Below are 16,220 nucleotides of genomic sequence, written 5' to 3' on the forward strand. Positions count from 1 at the left end.
GACCACGACGTTGCCGCCGTTGGCCGACAGACCCTAGTCGCGCGAGGATCCCGCGTCGTAGTCCGACCAGTCGTCGTAGTCGTCCGGCTTCGGATCGGACTTCTGACTGGTGTCTTCATCACCGTGAAGTTCGCGCGCAAGGGCCCCGAAGTCCGTCTCATAGGTCCGGTACTTCAGGTCGCGTGCGACCTTCGTCTGCTTGGCTTTCGCTCGGCCGCGCCCCATAGGGTCCAGCCCCCTCGTCGCACTTGGCCGGGATAGTCCCGGGCTGTTCACAGGTTTCTCGTAGGGATAACGCTACCGGTTCATGCCAAGAATCCGCACGCCGGGGTGTCGAAAATCCGTTCGCTAGGAGCGAATGTTACTGAGGTCACACGAATCTGAGCCTGACGACTCGTCATTCGCCGTTCACCCTGACGACAGATTGAGGGGTCGGGCGGTTGTCTCGCCGCGCATAGCCTCCCTTCCGATTCTTGGGAGACCTGACAACAACGCGTCTTGAACGGAAATGCAGTGACCGAACTGAGCGACATCCAGACCGACACCGCCTGTCCCTCGTGCAGCGACGAGGCTGCGCCCGCCGTCACCGACGGCCGGCGCTCCATGTTGTCCCTGCTTCCCATGGCCGGACACACCCGCGGCAAGCGCAGCGCGGTGACCTGCGCCCTCAAGTGCGACAGCGCTTGCGCCAAGCCCGCGCCCAACACCTCCGACAACGGCTACTTCCGCGACATCGCCGGCAAGGCGCTCAGCCGCCGCCACGCGCTCGGTCTCGCCGGCGCGGGCGCGGTTGCCCTCGCGGTCGGCAGCAGCGGTCTGGCGGCCGCCGCCAGCCCCGTCCAGGCGGGTCTCGCCGCCGGGCGCGGCCACGGTGGGCGTACGAACCTGCCGTTCAAGGCGATCACCCCCGTCGCGGCCACCGAGGACACCTTCGTGGTGCCCCAGGGCTACACCTGGGAGCCGATCATCCGCTGGGGCGACCCGATCCTGCCCGGCGGCGTTCCCTTCGACGTCAACAGCCAGACCGCCGAGAAGCAGGCGCTCGCCTGGGGCTACAACAACGACTACACCGACGTCATCGTGACCAACAAGGCCGGCACCAAGGGCCTGCTCTGCTGCAACCACGAGTACGTCAACCCCGACATCATGTTCCCGCCGGACCTCGACGCCACCGAGCAGCTCGAGATCGCGATGGCCGCCCACGGCTTCGGGATCGTCGAGCTCGAGCGCTCCGCGCCGGGCAAGAAGTGGAACTACGTACCGTCGGCCCCGAAGAACCGCCGCATCACGGCCTCGACGCCGTTCGAGTTCACCGGCCCCGCGGCCGGCAGCGACCTGCTCAAGACCGCGGCCGACCCGACCGGCACCGTGGCGCTGGGCACGATCGGCAACTGCGCCGGCGGCACCACGCCCTGGGGCACGATCCTGTCGGGCGAGGAGAACTTCAACGGCTACTTCCGGGCCACCGGCACCTCGGCGGCGGAGAAGCGCTACGGCCTGACCGATGCTGCCTCGACGTACGGCTGGGAGGCCATCGAGCCGCGCTTCGACGCGCGCTCGGCCGACTACGCCAACGAGCCGAACCGGTTCGGCTACATCGTCGAGATCGACCCGACCGACCCGACCTCGACCCCGCGCAAGCACACCATGCTCGGCCGCCTCAAGCACGAGGGCGCGAACGTCGTCATCGCCGACAACGGTCACGTGGTGGCCTACACCGGCGACGACGAGCGCTTCGACTACCTCTACAAGTTCGTCTCCAAGGGGCGCTACGGCAAGCGAAACCGTCGCAACAACCTCGAGCTCCTCACCGAGGGCAACCTCTACGTGGCCCGCTTCCACGGCGACTCCCCCGCCACCGAGATCGATGGCACCGGCAAGCTGCCCAGCGACGGCAAGTTCGACGGCTACGGCCAGTGGATCCCGCTCGTGGTCAACGGCCGCAGCAAGGTCTCCGGGATGAGCGTCGAGGAGGTCCTCGTCCACACGCGCCTGGCCGCTGACAAGGCCGGCGCCACCAAGATGGACCGCTGCGAGGACGTCGAGCCCTCGCCCAAGTCCGGCAAGGTGTACGTCGCCTGCACCAACAACTCCCAGCGCGGCACCACCGGCAAGGCCGGTGTGGACGAGGCCAACCCGCGCAACACCAACCGCGACGGCCACGTCATCGAGATCACCGAGGACGACGGCGACCACACCTCGCGCGTCTTCCGGTGGAACCTCGTGATCGTCGCCGGCGACCCGTCCACCAACGCGTCCACGTACTTCGCGGGCTACCCGAAGGACAAGGTCTCGCCGATCTCCTGCCCGGACAACCTGGCCTTCGACTCCGAGGGCAATCTGTGGATCTCCACCGACGGCCAGCCGAGCTCGATCCAGAAGCTCGACGGGCTGTTCAAGGTCCCGCTGGAGGGTCGCGAGCGCGGCCACGTCCAGCAGTTCCTCGCGGTGCCTCGCGACGCCGAGACCTGCGGCCCGGTCATCCACGACCGCGACGGGTCGGTCTTCGTCGCCGTCCAGCACCCGGGCGAGGAAGGCACCTGGGACGCGCCGAACTCCCTCTTCCCCGACTACGTCGAGGGCACCGCCGGTGTGGGCGAGTTCGCCGGCCCGCGGCCGTCTGTCGTGCAGGTGCTCAAGGGCTGATCGTCCTCGTGACGGGATACCCGGTTAACCGGTGAAACCTGCACTTCTCAGGTGTTGCAATGCCAGAGAAGTGCAGGAATACCCGGTTAACCGGGTATTCCTACAAGCTCACCAGCCCGCGTACGCCCCGCTGAGCTCGACCTTGCCGCCGGGGGTGGCGGTGACCTCACCGGCGGCCCAGGCGCGGATGTCGTAGCCGGCGAGGATGCGTACGGCCTCGTCGACGTCCTCGGGGTCGATCAGCGCGACCATGCCGACGCCGCAGTTGAGGGTCATCTCCAGATCCTCCAGCGCCACGGAGCCGGTGCGACGGACGAGGTCGAAGACGGGCGCCGGGGTCCAGGTGGTGCGGTCGATGCGCGCGGAGAGCTCCGGCGGCATGACCCGCTCCAGGTTGGCGGCGAGGCCGCCCCCGGTGACGTGGGACATGGCGTGGGTGCGGGTCCCGCGGGCCAGGTCCAGGCACGCCTTGGCGTAGACGCGGGTCGGGGTGAGGAGCTCCTCGCCGAGCGTACGGCCGAACTCGGCGACCTGCGCGTCGAGCGTGTAGGCGCCGGAGTTGAGCAGCACGTGGCGGACCAGGGAGTAGCCGTTGGAGTGCAGGCCGGAGGCCTCCATGGCGAGGACGACGTCGCCTTCCTTGACCAGGTTCGCACCGAGCAGGTTGTCGGCCTCGACGACGCCTGTGGCCGCGCCGGCCACGTCGTACTCGTCGGCCGCGAGCAGCCCCGGGTGCTCCGCGGTCTCGCCGCCGACCAGCGCGCAGCCGGCCTCGACACAGGCCTCCGCGATTCCCTTGACGATCGCCGCGACCCGCTCCGGGACGACCTTTCCGGTGGCGATGTAGTCGGTCATGAACAGCGGCTCGGCGCCGCAGACGACCAGGTCGTCGACGACCATGCCGACCAGGTCGAACCCGATCGTGTCGTGCTTGTCCAGCGCCTGCGCGATCGCGACCTTGGTGCCGACACCGTCGGTCGAGGTGGCCAGCAGCGGGCGCTCGTACGCCTTCAGGGCACTCGCGTCGAAGAGACCGGCGAAGCCACCGACCCCGCCGAGCACCTCGGGGCGCCGGGACTTCTCGATCCAGACCTTCATCAGATCCACGGCGCGGTCGCCGGCGTGGATGTCGACACCTGCTGCGGCGTACGCGTTCTGGCTCTGAGTCACGTCAAGATCTCCGATCACGGGTTGTTCAGGACCGGCAGGGCCTTGCCCTCGGTCGGGGACTGCAGCGAGACCTCGAGGAGGTGCTTGCCGAGCATGCTCTCGTCGGGCAGCTCTACGGGGTATTCGCCGGTGAAGCAGGCGGTGCAGAGCGAGGTGCGCTCCTGGCGGGTCGCCGAGATCATCCCGTCGAGGGAGATGTATCCGAGCGAGTCCGCACCGACCGAGGCGGCGATCTCGTCGACGGAGAGACCGTTGGCGATCAGCTCGGCGCGGGTGGCGAAGTCGATGCCGTAGAAGCACGGCCACTTGACGGGCGGCGACGAGATCCGCACGTGGACCTCCAGGGCGCCTGCCTCACGCAGCATCCGCACCTGGGCGCGCTGGGTGTTGCCGCGCACGATCGAGTCGTCGACCACGACGACCTTCTTGCCGCGCACCATGTGCTCGAGCACGTTCAGCTTGAGCCGGATGCCGAGCTGGCGCAGGGTCTGGGAGGGCTGGATGAAGGTACGCCCCACGTAGCCGTTCTTCACGAACGCCTGGCCGAAGGGCAGGCCGCTCTCCAGCGCGTAGCCGGTCGCGGCGGGGATACCGGACTCGGGCACCGGGATGACCAGGTCGGCGTCGACCGGGAACTCGCGTGCCAGCTCGCGGCCCATCTCGACGCGGGACTCGTGGACGTTGCGGCCGGCGATGTTGGCGTCGGGGCGGGCCAGGTAGACGTACTCGAAGACGCAGCCCTTGCGGTCGGCCTCGGCGAACCGCACCGAGCGCAGACCGGACTCGTCGATGATGATCATCTCGCCGGGCTCGACCTCGCGGACGACGCTCGCGCCGACGGTGGCCAGCGCGGCGTCCTCCGACGCGATCACCCAGCCGCGGTCGAGGCGGCCGAGCACCAGCGGGCGGATGCCCTGCGGGTCACGCGCGGCGAACAGGGTGTCCTCGTTCATCCACACCAGCGAGAAGGCGCCGTTGATCGTCGGCAGCACCTCCAGCGCACGCGCCTCCAGCGAGGAGTCGGGGTGGAAGGCGAGCAGCTCGGTGAGCAGCGAGGTGTCGTTGGTCGACACCGGGGCGTGGCGGCCCTCGGAGTGCTCGGGCAGCGCCTCGACGGCCGAGCGCATCTCGGCGACGTTGATCAGGTTGCCGTTGTGGCCGAGGGCGACGGAGCCGTCCGGCGTCGGCTTGAAGATCGGCTGCGCGTTCTCCCACACCGAGGCGCCGGTGGTGGAGTAGCGGGCGTGGCCGATGGCGACGTGGCCCTTGAGCGACTCCAGGGTCGGCTCGTCGAAGACCTGGCTGACCAGGCCCATGTCCTTGTAGACCAGGATCTGGCGTCCGTTGCTGACCGCGATACCCGCCGACTCCTGGCCACGGTGCTGCAGCGCGTACAGGCCGAAGTACGTCAGCTTCGCGACGTCCTCGCCCGGCGCCCACACACCGAAGACACCGCAGTGGTCCTGGGGACCCTGGTCGTGGGGGTCGAGGGCGGCGGTGAGCCGGCCGTCGCCACCCTTGCGTCGGGACACGTGCCTACCTGAGCTGGTGAGGTTGACCACGGCATCGAGTGTAAGGGCGTACGCAGGCGATCACCGAACCCTTGACAGTCCTGTAAGGGTGGTCACATGAACGTCTCGGAATCATGAATGTAAAGAACGATCCACGTCTGCCCTACCGCCCGGGACCGACATCCCGGATAATCGATCCGATGACTTCTCCAGCGCCCAAGCCCGCCGGCGGTCACCGACTGACGGTGCCACCGGGATTCGCCCCACCACCGTTGGGCGGGAAACGCGCCAGAAGCGACCTCACCACGACGATGACCACGATCACGACCGATCTGGCCGAGATCGGTGGTCTGCTCACCCCTGGTGAGGATCTCTCCGACCTCCAGCTGATCGCCGACAGCCTGACCGCGCTGGCGGGCTTCGAGATGGCCACGATCAGCGTCGCGCGCGCCGACGGCCACCTCCACATGGTGGTCGTCTCGGGCCAGGACTCCGCCCGCGCCGACCTGCTCGGCACCGTCACCCCGATCGAACGGCTCGAGGCCGAGCTCGCCCGGGCCGACGACTGGGGCATCTTCAAGTTCGTGCCGGCGGAGCGGCTGGACCCGACCGCCGACGTGTACGGCTGGATCCCGACGATGACGACGGTCGACGCCGCCGGCGCCTGGAACCCGCTCGACCTGCTCGTCGCGCCGCTGCGCGACGACGCCGGGAAGCTCCGCGGCACCCTGATCGTCGACGTACCGACCGACGGCCTCCGCCCCAACCCGGAGAAGCGGGCCGTGCTCGGCCGCCACGCCGTGCAGGCGCAGCGCGCCATCCTGCTCGCCCTGGAGCGTGAGGAGCTCTCCGAGCAGGTACGCCTCGCCGAGGCCGCCCGGGACGTGATCCGCCGCGCCGGGCGCGAGCTGGACCCCGACGAGATCCTCAACTCGCTGAGCACCGGGCTGGTCGACGTGCTCGACCTGACCGACTTCTGGCTGCACATGTCCAAGCCGGGCGGCCGCGGCATCCGCACCAAGGTCTACCGGGAGGACTTCAAGCTCCCGATCGAGGACCTGACCAGCCCGTTCATGGTCGATTACGGGCAATACCTCTGGGACCAGCGCAGCATCACCGTGCAGACCCCCGACGGCGCCGAGCGGCTCCCGCACCCCGATCCGGAGACGCAGCAGCTGATCACCGACTGGATCCGCCACTACAAGGTCGGCTCGATCGTCGGGGTCCCGATCGGCTCGGGACAGACGTGGTACGGCGCGATGCTCCTCGGCCGCGGTCCCGACAAGCCCCACTGGAGCGAGCTCGAGCTGATCACGGCCGCCGACCTCGGCCGCGACTTCGGCCGTGTGGTCCACAACTCCAGGGCCTACCTGCGCCAGAAGGCGGCGGTCGACTCCCTGCGTGAGCTCGAGGCCCACAAGAGCCGGCTGATCGCGACGGTCGCCCACGAGCTGAAGAACCCGCTCTCCGCGTTCCGGTGGAACATCGAGTCGCTGCCCTACGCGGAGTCCGAGGAGGAGTACGCCGAGGTGCTGACCGCACTGACGCGCAACCGCGACCGCACCGAGAAGATCGTGGCCGACCTGGCGATGCTGTCGAAGGTCTCCGACCCCGACCACCTGCCGACCACGGTGCCGATCCAGGTCGCGCCCGTGCTCGAGGAGGTCTACAGCCAGCTCAGCGCCGAGACGCCGACCAGCGACGCCCACGACCTCGTCTTCGAGATGCCGTCCGACGACGTCTACGTGACCCTGGCTCCGGGCGATCTGGACCGGGTGGTGATCAACCTGGTCACCAACGCGATCAAATACAGCCCCGAGGGCGGTCAGGTCATCGTGAGCACTCGCACCAGCCCCGGCTGGTTCGAGCTCCGGGTGACCGACCACGGCCTCGGGATCTCGCCGGAGGACCAGGACCGGCTCTTCACCGAGTTCTTCCGTTCGACCAACCCCACAGCCCTCAAACAGCCAGGCACCGGACTCGGTCTGACGATCGTGTCTCGAATCGTCAGTCGACGCGGCGGACTGATATCCGTCGACTCGACCCCTGGTGTGGGAAGCACATTCCGTGTGACGCTGCCCATTGTTTAACCTTACGCACCGGTAACGGGTTGCAATTCCATCTCGGCGGAGAACTCATGACCAGTACGCCCTCAGAGGGTCCGGACGCGCCAAGCGGCGCCTCCGAGGCGTACCCGAGCCCGGATCCCGGTCTGCAGCTGATCGCGGAGGGAGTCACCGAGCTCGTCGGCTTCGGCGCCGCCGTCATCAACATCCGCCGTGGGGACGAGTTCGAGATCGTCGCGGCGTACGGCGACGAGAGCGGCCACACCGTCGAGGGCGAGATGACCGTCGCCGAGATGCTCGGGACCCGGTTCCCGGTCTCGGTGGTCACCGACCTGCTGGACATGTCCGTGGACTGGGGCGACATCAAGTTCGTCCCCCACGAGAAGAACACCATCGGCGAGGCGGAGGGCTACTGGGTCCCCGACACCGACGAGGACATCCTGAAGGACCCCCAGGACTGGCACCGGCTCGACGAGCTCCTGGCGCCCTTCTACGACGAGAACGGCGAGCTCGTCGGCGTACTCTCGATCGACCGCCCGACCAACGGCCGCCGGCCCGGCCGGCGCCAGCAGCGGATCCTCAACCGGTTCGCCCGCCAGGCGCGGCGAGCGGTGCTGCTGAGCCTGCAGCGTGAATACCTCGAGGAGCGCGCCAACAACCTGCTCGAGGCGCAGAGCTTCCTGCGCGAGGCCAACTCCCAGCTCGGTCTCACCGGGGTGCTCGAGGCCACCCAGGAGGCGATGAGCCGCGGTCTCGACGCCGACGGTCTCTATGTGCAGGCCCAGGACGGCGAGGGCGGGTCCGTGGCGTACGCCTCGCCCGGCCTGGGGTGGAACGCCACCGAGAGCAACATCGCGGCCGGTCAGGCCTACCAGAGCACTCGGCTGTGGAACGAGGGCCAGCACGCCATCGTCAACCGCGAGCTGCTCCTCCATACGCTGCATCACGGTGGTGCCGAGCGGAGGAAGTTCGCCAGGCTCGGCATCGAGTTCCTCGACGCCGTCGGGGCCGACTCGCTCCTGGTCGTGCCGATCGGCGTGGAGACGACCGCGCTGGGTCATCTCGTGCTGGTGCGTGGCTCGGGCCGGCCGCGCTGGACCGACGCCGAGGGGCGCCTCGCGATGGAGTTCGGTCGCGACTTCGGGCGCATCGTGCTCACCTCCAACGCCTACACCCAGGAGCGTGACCTCGCCCAACGGCTGGCCACCGCCGACAAGGTGCACAGCCGGCTCATCGAGGCCGTCGCGCAGGAGCTCCACAACCCGCTCACCGCGCTCACCACCGGCATCGACGCGATGCGTCACGAGGACCGCGGATCGCCGACCTGGTTCCAGCAGGTCGGCAACCTGATCAGCCGGTCCGACCAGCTGGTCGCGATGGTCGACGACCTGCTGCTGTTCTCCCGCTTCTCCGACCCCTCCTCGCGCCCGAGCCTGACCTACGTCGATCTCACCTCGCTCCTGCAGGAGATCTTCGAGCAGAGGACGTACGAGTCGGAGAAGCGTGGCATCGAGGTGAGCATCGACGTGCCCTCGCGCAGCGTCCAGGTGCTGGGCGACCGCAGCGAGATCAAGGCGGCGATCCTCCGGCTGGTCGACAACGCGCTGGTCTACACCCACCGCGGCGGCCACGTGCGGCTCTACATCGTGGAGAGCGCCAGCGAGGCAGCCATCTCGGTGACCGACAACGGCGTCGGCATCCCGGCGGCGGAGCAGATCCAGGTCTTCACCGAGTTCTACCGCGGGTCCAGCCAGGCGATCGGCGGCCGGAAGGGCGTCGGCCTCGGGCTCAGCATCGTCGACCGGGTCGCGCGCCGCCACGACGGCCGCGTCACGCTGCGCTCGGAGCCCGGCACCGGCACCCGCGTCTCGCTCGTCCTTCCGCTGGCCAACGACGCCACCTCGCTCGGTTAACCAAACGTCACAATCTGGTCGAGACGGACGCCTACGGCTGCACAGCGTGCGCGTTTCGTGCAACACTCCGTGGTGCCCAGGTCCTCAGGACTGCCACGCAGTTGCAACACCCTCCCTGACCGGCCTACCCGAGAGCAAGGATGCCCCCACCACAGTCAGTCGATGCCCTCGACGTGCCTGCGAGCACGCCGAGCAGGACGTCGCTGCCGGTGGCAGATCCCGCGCTCCAGATGATCGCCGAAGGCATCTGCGAGCTGCTCGGCTTCGGCATCGCCGCGATCAACGTCGTCCGCGGCGACGAGGTCGAGATGGTCGCGATCCACGGCTTCACCAGCGGCCTGAACGCGCGCGGACAGCGGGAGACCGCAGAGGAGATCCTCGGCGCCCGGTGGGCCCTCTCGGACGTGCAGGCCAACCTCTCCCGCGGCGAGAACTGGGGCGCTTGGCGGTTCATCCCACATGACCGGGTGCACCTCCACGACGGCAGCTGGGTCTCCACCACCAACATGATCGACGCCCCCGACGCCTGGCACCCCCACGACATGCTGCTCGCGCCGATCCTCGGTGACGACGGCTCCATCCAGGGCTGCCTCTCGGTGGACATGCCGGTCAGTGGCCGTCGCCCCGACTTCACCCAGCGCCGGGTGCTCAACCGGTTCGCGAAGCGCGCCCAGCGGGTCGTGCGCGGCTACCTCGAGCGCGAGCGGCTCTACGAGCGCGCCGCGAACCTCGAGACCGCCAAGGAGTTCCTGCGCGACGCCAGCTCCAAGCTCAGCCTCGCCGACGTGCTCGACACCAGCCACGACGCGCTGATCCGCGGCCTGGGCGCCGACGGGATCTGGATGGCGACCAAGGGCCCCCACAACGAGATGGTCGTGCACTCCACCCCGGGCCTCGACTGGGACCCCGACCCGGGCCTGGCCGCGCTGACCTCGCGGAACACGTCGCGGTACTGGGCTGAGGGCACCTACTCGATCCTGTGCCGCGGGCGGATCACGGACTCCACGGAGTGGAACGAGCAGGCCACCGTCGCCAACAAGTTCTTCGAGACCCTGGGTGCGGAGAGCGCCCTGGTCGTACCGGTCGGCGCCGACCACGAGTGGCTCGGCCACATCGTCCTGCTCCGTTCACCCGGGCGGCCCACCTGGACCGACGCAGAGGGCCGGCTGGCGATGGAGCTGGGCCGCGACTTCGGACGCATCGTGCTCACCGCCAACGCCTACACCCAGGAGCGCGACCTCGCCCAGCAGCTCGCCCGCGCCGACCGCGAACGCAACCGGCTGATCGAGGCCGTCGCCCGCGAGCTCCGGATCCCGGTGAACGCGCTCGGCACCTCGCTCAACGCGCTGGCCGGCGAGCACGCCAACACCCTGCCGTGGATCGTCCAGGTGGAGACGCTCACCGTACGCAGCGCGCAGATCGAGGGCATCGTCAGCGACCTGCTGCTCCTCTCCCGGATCCGCGACCCAGCCAACGCCCCCGGCGAGACCACGATCGAGGTCTCCGAGATGCTCGACGACGTGCTCGACGAGCTCGATCCCGACGCAGCGCAGAAGGACATCGAGTGCGTCCTGACGACCCCGACCGGACCTGCGTACGTCGTCGGTGACCCGCGCGAGCTGCGCGCGGCCTTCCTGCACCTGGTGAAGAACGCGCTGACGTACAGCTACCGCGGCTCGCGGGTGCAGGTCATGCTCTACAGCGCCGGCAGCGAGGTCACGATCATCGTCGCCGACGCCGGTGTCGGCATCGCGTACGAGGAGCAGCCGGAGGTCTTCGACCCGTTCTACCGAGGCTCCAACTCCGCGCTGGGTGGTTCGCGCGGAGCTGGGCTCGGGCTGACGCTGGTCGAGCAGATCACCAAGCGCCACCACGGGTTGGTCGAGCTCGACTCACACCCTGGTGAGGGCACCCGGGTGGCGCTGACGCTGCCTGGCAGCTAGGAGTTGCCCAGCTTCTGGAGCAGCAGCGCCTCGGCGACGACGACCCTCCGGAACTCGGCGAGGTGGAGCCCCTCGTTGGCTCCGTGGGCGCGGGTGTCGGGGTCCTCGACGCCCGTGACCAGCACGCTGGCCTGCGGGAACGCCTCGAGGAACTCCGCGATGAACGGGATCGAGCCGCCCACGCCCATGTCGATGGGGGCGGTGCCGTCCCACGCCTCGGTGAAGGCGGCACGGGCCGCGTCGTAGGCCGGGCCGGTCGCGTCCAGGGCGATCGGCTCACCGGTGTCGACGACCTTGGTGGTCAGCTCGGCGCCCCACGGGACGTGCTTCTCCAGGTGCTGGGTGAGGGCGGCGACGGCGTTCTCGCCGGTGTCGCCGGGGGCGATCCGGATGGTGACCTTGGCGCGCGCGGTCGGGGACAGCGTGTTGGAGGCGCCGTCGACCTTGGGGGCGTCCAGACCGGTGATCGTGATCGCCGGCTGCGTCCACATCCGCTCGACGGCACTGCCCTTGCCGACCCACTGCAGGCCGGTGAGTGCCCCGGACTCGGCACGGAGCCGCTCCTCGGGGTAGTCGACGTCGGCCGCCGGACCGGAGACGAGCCCTTCCACCGCGGGAGCGCCGTCCTCGTCCCAGAGGGTGTTGAGGAGGCGTACGAGGGCCATGATCGCGTCGGGAGCCAGACCGCCCCACATGCCGGAGTGGACCGCGTGACCCAGGGTGCGGAGCTCGACATCGACGCGGATCAGACCGCGCAGCGACGTGGTCAGCGCCGGGACGCCGATGTCCCAGTTGCCGGAGTCGGCGATGACGATGACGTCGGCCCGCAGCTTGTCCTGGTACTTCCCGAGCAGCTCGGGGAGCGTCGCGGAGGCGACCTCCTCCTCGCCCTCGATGAAGAGGCGCACGGTGACGGGGAGCTCACCGTTCTCGTCGAGGCTGGCAAGCGCCCGGACCGCACCGATGTGGGCCGCGATGCCGGCCTTGTCGTCGGCCGCACCGCGCCCGTAGAGCCGGTCGCCGACCTCGGTGGGCTCGAACGGCGGGGTGTCCCAATCGGCGTGGTCGTTCTCCGGCTGGACGTCGTGGTGGGCGTAGAGCAGCACCGTCGGGGCACCCTCGGGGCCCTTCTTCTCACCGACGATGGCCGGCGGAGCGCCGTCGAAGGCGCGCACGATCTCCACGTCGAAGCCCTCGGCCGCGAAGAGGTCGCGGGTCATCTCCGCGCTCTTCTCGACCTCGCTCAGGCGCTCGGGGTCCGCACTCACGGACTCGATCCGCACCAGGTCCTCGAGGTCCTTGCGGATCGCGGGGAAGAGGTCGTCTACACGGGCCTTGATGTCTTCGGTGGAGTGGCTCATAGGGCGAGATTACAAGGGCAGGTACGGCGACAGGTCGGTGCGTTCTCCTGAGGCCCTGACCCTGGCCAGATCGACGGCGTCGGACCAGGTCATCGCCCCGGTGGCGAGGGCGATCCAGGTGACCGCGTCGGTCTCGATCACCGCCGGTGGAGTGCCGCGGGTGTGCCGGACCCCTTCGACGCACTGCACCGCGGCGTACGGCGGGACGCGCACCTCGACGCTCCTGCCCGGCGCGCGCTCCTCGAGCACGGCGAGGAAGTGCTTGGTGAGGAGGCGGAGATCTGCCTTGGCGGGCTCCTCGGCGCGTACGCGATCCAGGGCATCGGCCACGTCGGCAGCGGCCGCGGGCTTGAGTCGAGCTGGCACGTCCTCACCCTATCTGCGGCAGTTGCCCACTGCGGCGGCGCGCGACCACTACGCTCCGTTGACGTGGGACTGGAGAGACTCGAGTCGGAGATGGTGCTCAAGACCGTCGAGACGCTGCACGGACGGATCGCGGCACGCTTCCCCGACCGGGGCCTGGTGAAGGTCGCCGAGGAGCTGGCCGGCCTGATCAGGGAGTCCTCGGGTGCCGGGGACCGGCTCCGGCGACGGTTGGTGTGGACGCGTGCGGTCTCCCGCGTGCTGATCCTGGCGGTCCTCGCGCTGACGCTGGTCGCCATCATCTGGGGCCTCGCGACGGCGTTCGGCGACGAGACGCTCACCGGCGTCCAGTGGCTGCCGCTGATGGAGAGCACCGTCAACGACCTCATCTTCGCCGCGGTCGCGGTCTTCTTCCTCTACACGATCCCGGAGCGGCTGCTGCGGTCGCGCGCGCTGAAGCTGCTGCACCGGCTGCGCTCGCTGGCCCACATCATCGATATGCACCAACTCACCAAGGACCCCGAGCGGCTGCGTACGGGCTTCACGACGACCCCGGCCAGCGTCGAGTTCACCCTCGACGCTGACGAGCTGATCCACTACCTGGAGTACTGCTCCGAGCTGCTCAGCCTCGTCGGCAAGACGGCCGCGCTGTGCGCTGAGGACTCCCAGGACAACGTCGTCCTGGACACGGTCAGCACCGTCGAGGGCCTCACCGTCGACCTCTCCCGCAAGATCTGGCAGAAGATCCAGGTCGTCGGCGAGCTGCGTGAGGACCAGTCCTCCTCATCTGTTTAGGTCCGTTGTATGAGTTCACGGACGGAATGGTCGATCCTCGCGGTCGACACCGGCTCCGGTGAGACCCTCGTCGAGTCCGCCCCGGACCTGCTGCTGCCGACGGCCAGCGTCGCCAAGATCTTCCTGCTGCACCACCTCGCCGAGCTGCTCGACGACGATCCGTCGCTGGGAGAGCTGATGCTGCGCAAGGACAGCATCGCGCCGGTGGCCGACAGCGGCCTGTGGCAGTACCTCGACGCCCCCGCGCTGACCATGACCGACTGCGCCCGGCTGATCGGCGCGGTCTCGGACAACCTGGCCACCAACGTGCTCCTCGACCACGTCGGACTCACTCCGGTCCAGGCCGTCGCGCGGCGGCTGGCCGCAGGCGGGTCGATGCTGAACGACTCGGTCCGGGACGTACGCAGGCCCGAGGACCCGTCGATGCTCTCCATCGGCTGTGCCGCCGACTGGGTCGCCTACTTCCGTACGCCGCACCCGACCGTCCTGTCCTGGCTGGCACCGTCCACCGACCTGTCGATGGTCTCCGCCGCCTACGGCCTGGACCCGCTGGCCCACACCGAACCGGACAAACACCTGCGGGTATGGAGCAAGACCGGCACCGACGACGGCGTCCGCGCCGAGGTCGGGCTGCTCGACGTCGGTGGCCGACAGGCGGCGTACGCGGTCATCTGCCGTTTCCAGGGTGAGGTCATCCCGGTGCTGGCTCAGATGCGGGCGTACGGCACGCTGATCCTGGATGCGTTGCAGGGCGGCTACGCTCCAGGTCCCGGTCCGGCACGGTAGGAGATCAGTTGTTCAGCATCGACCTCGGGAGCGGCGCGGAGATGGTCCTGCGTGACCGATCGACCGACTTCGCCGTCCACAAGCTCATCAACGCCAACCTCGACCACCTCCGCGAATGGGAGCCGTGGGCTCACAGCCAGCAGACCATGCTCAGCGTCGCCGGGTTCGGCACCTACCTGCTGGGCCAGTGGGTCAAGGGCGAGGCGATCCCGTGCGTCATCCGCCAGGACGGCCAGGTCGCCGGGGCCACGACCGCGCGGATCAACCTCTACGAGAAGTCGGCCACGATCGGCTACTGGCTGGGCGAGGCGTACGAGGGACGCGGCCTGATCACCCGGGCCGTCGCAGCGCTGCTGGACACCCTCTTCAACGAGTACGACATCGCCCGGGCGATCATCGACACCTCGGTTATGAACAAGCGCAGCCGTGCGGTCGCCGAGCGTCTCGGCTTCACCCACGAGGGCACCATGCGCGGTGCGCAGGCCTATCCTGGCGAGCGCCGGGACCTGGTGGTCTACGGGCTTCTGCGCGAGGAGTGGCTGGCCCGATCAGGACGTGACGGCGCCTGAGCGGACGAACCGCTCCCCCGCCCGCTTGACCAGCTCGGCCAGCTCGGCAGGCTGCTCGACCGTGAAGTCGGCCTCGACGCCGGCGAGGATCATCATCGGCCAGCTCAGATCGTCGACCTGCATCCGCAGCCGGCAGCCACCCTCGGCGGGCTCGACCTCGCCCCAGCGCCCCACCCGCCGCGCGACCACGTCGGGCTCGACGCCGAAGAGGACGCAGACGTCGAAGGCCGCCGGGCGGGCCCGGATCCCCGACTGTACGTACGTCGCCGCGTCGCCGCCCGGGATCTCGCGGGGACGGAACATCTGGCCGGTGGTCCTCGGGTCGCTGACCCGGTCGACGCGGAAGGAGCGCCAGTCCTGGCGTACCCGGTCGTAGGCGAGGAGATACCAACGGTTGCCGAGCGTCACCAGCCGGTGCGGCTCGACGCGGCGCTGGGTCGGGTCGGCCTCGGGCGCCTGATAGGTGAAGGTGAGCACCTCGTCGTCGCGGCAGGCCTGCGCCAGGATCCCGAGCACGCCGGCGTCCAGCGGCACCCGGCCACCCCAGGGGATGGAGTCGGTCTGCGAGGTGACCGCGTCCATCCGTCGCCGCAGCCGCGGCGGCATCAGCGCGACGACCTTCCCCAGCGCCTGGGCGGAGATGTCCCCCATCCCCGCGACCATGCCGGCAGCCGCGGTGCGCAGCCCGACGGCGATCGCGACCGCCTCCTCGTCGTCGAGCAGCAACGGCGGCAGCGCATTGCCGGCCCGGAGCTGGTAGCCGCCGGCCACCCCTCGAGTGGCGTCCACGTCATAGCCGAGGTCGCGCAGCCGCTCGATGTCGCGCCGCAGCGTACGGTCGCTGACCTCGAGACGTACGGACAGCTCCGTGCCGGGCCAGAAACGGTGGGTCTGCAGCAGGGAGAGGAGCTGCAGCATCCGGGCGCTCGTACTCATGGAACCGACCTTAGGCGCCATTGCGGTCAGTTCGTGGCCTGATTCCTCGGCAACCTGGAGGCCCGCGCGTCGGTCGGCTCGCCCCCTCCTCGAGCCGACCGACTCCGCGCTACCTCTCTCTTACCCATTCGCCGGACTTCTAAACCAGATCCCGGAAGAAA

Annotated in this window: 13 protein-coding genes; 7 read left to right on the top strand and 6 right to left on the bottom strand. The window is 69.3% G+C overall.

Annotation, left to right across the window (positions count from 1 at the left end; all coding sequences use genetic code 11):
• Positions 1–33: 33 nt before the first annotated feature.
• On the bottom strand, positions 34–225 hold the full coding sequence (locus ABZY89_RS18590) for a DUF3073 family protein (RefSeq protein WP_160026710.1): 192 nt from the start codon (positions 223–225) through the stop codon (positions 34–36).
• A 288-nt stretch (positions 226–513) separates the two neighbouring features.
• On the opposite strand from ABZY89_RS18590, the gene ABZY89_RS18595 reads away from it, so the two are divergent.
• Entirely contained in the window at positions 514–2,646 is a 2,133-nt protein-coding gene (locus tag ABZY89_RS18595) for a PhoX family phosphatase (protein ID WP_355229548.1), read from the top strand.
• A gap of 108 nt (positions 2,647–2,754) precedes the next feature.
• Here ABZY89_RS18595 and purM read toward each other — a convergent pair whose 3' ends face one another.
• Together purM and purF are read right to left on the bottom strand one after the other, a co-directional pair.
• The gene (gene purM / locus ABZY89_RS18600) at positions 2,755–3,816 is read right to left on the bottom strand and encodes a phosphoribosylformylglycinamidine cyclo-ligase (RefSeq protein WP_355229550.1); all 1,062 of its coding nucleotides are present in this window, start codon (positions 3,814–3,816) and stop codon (positions 2,755–2,757) included.
• Positions 3,817–3,830: 14 nt separating this feature from the next.
• Positions 3,831–5,348 (bottom strand): amidophosphoribosyltransferase, encoded by a 1,518-nt coding sequence (gene purF, locus ABZY89_RS18605; protein ID WP_350661121.1) that lies wholly within the window; start codon positions 5,346–5,348, stop codon positions 3,831–3,833.
• Positions 5,349–5,527: 179 nt separating this feature from the next.
• Between purF and ABZY89_RS18610 the strand changes: the two genes are divergently transcribed.
• The 3 genes from ABZY89_RS18610 to ABZY89_RS18620 all read left to right on the top strand — a co-directional run bounded on the left by ABZY89_RS18610 (position 5,528) and on the right by ABZY89_RS18620 (position 11,249).
• Complete coding sequence (locus ABZY89_RS18610; RefSeq protein WP_355229552.1) at positions 5,528–7,417, top strand: HAMP domain-containing sensor histidine kinase; 1,890 nt, start codon at positions 5,528–5,530, stop codon at positions 7,415–7,417.
• Positions 7,418–7,464: 47 nt separating this feature from the next.
• Positions 7,465–9,306, top strand: a complete 1,842-nt coding sequence (locus ABZY89_RS18615; RefSeq protein WP_355229554.1) for a HAMP domain-containing sensor histidine kinase — start codon at positions 7,465–7,467, stop codon at positions 9,304–9,306.
• Positions 9,307–9,479: 173 nt separating this feature from the next.
• Positions 9,480–11,249 (top strand): HAMP domain-containing sensor histidine kinase, encoded by a 1,770-nt coding sequence (locus ABZY89_RS18620; protein WP_355229556.1) that lies wholly within the window; start codon positions 9,480–9,482, stop codon positions 11,247–11,249.
• Here ABZY89_RS18620 and ABZY89_RS18625 read toward each other — a convergent pair.
• Positions 11,246–12,610 carry a dipeptidase gene (locus tag ABZY89_RS18625; protein ID WP_355229557.1) on the bottom strand — a complete coding sequence of 455 codons (1,365 nt, stop codon included), beginning with the start codon at positions 12,608–12,610 and terminating at the stop codon, positions 11,246–11,248. The two genes, ABZY89_RS18620 and ABZY89_RS18625, sit on opposite strands and share 4 nt — an antisense overlap.
• A 9-nt stretch (positions 12,611–12,619) precedes the next feature.
• Positions 12,620–12,976, bottom strand: a complete 357-nt coding sequence (locus ABZY89_RS18630; RefSeq protein WP_355229558.1) for a sterol carrier family protein — start codon at positions 12,974–12,976, stop codon at positions 12,620–12,622.
• A gap of 63 nt (positions 12,977–13,039) precedes the next feature.
• On the opposite strand from ABZY89_RS18630, the gene ABZY89_RS18635 reads away from it, so the two are divergent.
• The 3 genes from ABZY89_RS18635 to ABZY89_RS18645 are packed head-to-tail and all read left to right on the top strand — an operon-like array spanning position 13,040 to position 15,123.
• Entirely contained in the window at positions 13,040–13,768 is a 729-nt protein-coding gene (locus ABZY89_RS18635) for a hypothetical protein (protein ID WP_355229560.1), read from the top strand.
• 9 nt (positions 13,769–13,777) lie between these two features.
• Positions 13,778–14,554 (top strand): serine hydrolase, encoded by a 777-nt coding sequence (locus ABZY89_RS18640; RefSeq protein ID WP_355229562.1) that lies wholly within the window; start codon positions 13,778–13,780, stop codon positions 14,552–14,554.
• A gap of 8 nt (positions 14,555–14,562) precedes the next feature.
• Positions 14,563–15,123 (top strand): GNAT family protein, encoded by a 561-nt coding sequence (locus ABZY89_RS18645; protein ID WP_355229564.1) that lies wholly within the window; start codon positions 14,563–14,565, stop codon positions 15,121–15,123.
• On the opposite strand, the gene ABZY89_RS18650 is transcribed toward ABZY89_RS18645, so the two are convergent.
• Positions 15,103–16,059 (bottom strand): YafY family protein, encoded by a 957-nt coding sequence (locus ABZY89_RS18650; RefSeq protein ID WP_355229566.1) that lies wholly within the window; start codon positions 16,057–16,059, stop codon positions 15,103–15,105. The two genes, ABZY89_RS18645 and ABZY89_RS18650, sit on opposite strands and share 21 nt — an antisense overlap.
• Positions 16,060–16,220 lie beyond the last annotated feature (161 nt).

Origin of the sequence: Nocardioides sp. NPDC006303 (assembly GCF_040613175.1) — a bacterium.
GTDB lineage: Bacteria > Actinomycetota > Actinomycetes > Propionibacteriales > Nocardioidaceae > Nocardioides.

Excerpts from the sequence above, each read along its gene's own strand:
- ABZY89_RS18590 (WP_160026710.1), bottom strand. The coding sequence starts at position 225 with ATGGGGCGCGGCCGAGCGAAAGCCAAGCAGACGAAGGTCGCACGCGAC.
- ABZY89_RS18610 (WP_355229552.1), top strand. The coding sequence starts at position 5,528 with ATGACTTCTCCAGCGCCCAAGCCCGCCGGCGGTCACCGACTGACGGTG.
- ABZY89_RS18615 (WP_355229554.1), top strand. The coding sequence starts at position 7,465 with ATGACCAGTACGCCCTCAGAGGGTCCGGACGCGCCAAGCGGCGCCTCC.
- ABZY89_RS18625 (WP_355229557.1), bottom strand. The coding sequence starts at position 12,610 with ATGAGCCACTCCACCGAAGACATCAAGGCCCGTGTAGACGACCTCTTC.
- ABZY89_RS18640 (WP_355229562.1), top strand. The coding sequence starts at position 13,778 with ATGAGTTCACGGACGGAATGGTCGATCCTCGCGGTCGACACCGGCTCC.
- ABZY89_RS18650 (WP_355229566.1), bottom strand. The coding sequence starts at position 16,059 with ATGAGTACGAGCGCCCGGATGCTGCAGCTCCTCTCCCTGCTGCAGACC.